At 30.3% G+C, this 1,042-nt stretch carries 2 protein-coding genes; both read right to left on the bottom strand.

All coding sequences use genetic code 11. The features are described from left to right. Positions 1–369: sterol desaturase family protein (locus tag FUA24_RS24860; protein ID WP_394344247.1), on the bottom strand; the 369-nt coding region annotated here is incomplete at its 3' end. 85 nt (positions 370–454) lie between these two features. Beyond that, positions 455–1,042: MOSC domain-containing protein (locus tag FUA24_RS24855; RefSeq protein WP_148546111.1), on the bottom strand; the 588-nt coding region annotated here is incomplete at its 5' end.

The following is a 1,042-nucleotide window of genomic DNA, read 5'->3' as shown; positions in this document are numbered from 1 at the left end:
ATGAGCAGCCCATAAAAACCTTACCATATGGTTTTGCCTGTGAAACCAATAATAGGTAAAATCATCTAAAAATTGGCAAGCTACCCATACATACCAAGCATACCCAAAAGATTGGTAACCTAATATATTGGTTCTAACACCATTTACAATTGGGTTGCATAATTCATATAAATAATTAAAAATAACAATAGCCGAAATTGTTTTAATTAAAGGCGCTAAAATAACAGAGCCAATACCCATAAATAGGCTAGAGCCTAAGTCTTTCCAATTATAAAGTTTGTGGTTATGTGCTTTGCTGTAAGTAAGTTCAACTAAAATAAGGCCTAAAAAACAAGGAACGCCATAAACTAGCGGGTTTGTAAAATCCATTAAAAAAAGTAGTCTGTATTAGTAAATCTGTTTAATTAGGGTGTTTTGTAATATAACCAGATTTTTTTAAGTGTTAATACAATTATTATTTTTTTTGAATAAATTTAGATAGTTTGTTGCGTTTACTCTCAGGTAAAGCGGTGTTTTTTATTGCTAGTTCAACCAACTTTTTATCTTTATTTTTTTGATAAAGTAAATTAAAAAACTGGGCTGTTGTTAAATTATTTTTTGATGTTTCAATTAATTTAAATGTATCACCAACTTTTACAGTACCTTCTTGCAAAACACGTATGTAAGTTCCTGGTAAACCGCGGTTAATAAATTGCATTAAAACATCTTGTGTTCCAAATTTAACACCAAATTTAAAGCAAGGTTCTCTTGGTTGGGTAACTTGTACTAAAGCATTACCAACTTTGTAAATATTGCCAATAACAAGTGTTTTTTCATTTAAACCTTCAACAGTTAAATTTTCACCAAACATACCCCAGTTCCAATCTAAATTTGGGTAAAGCTCTTTCCAATAATTATATTCTTCAGCTGAAAATAAATAACAAGCTTTAAATGTACCACCATGGTGTTTGCGGTCTGTCACTTCATCATCCTTAACATCAGTTTTTCCTAAGTAAATAGGAGTGCTAGTTGGTTTTTTGTAAATGCCTGTGGTTATTTTTTT

It is taken from the genome of Seonamhaeicola marinus, assembly GCF_008085455.1.
This window is presented reverse-complemented; position numbering and strand designations above follow the sequence as displayed.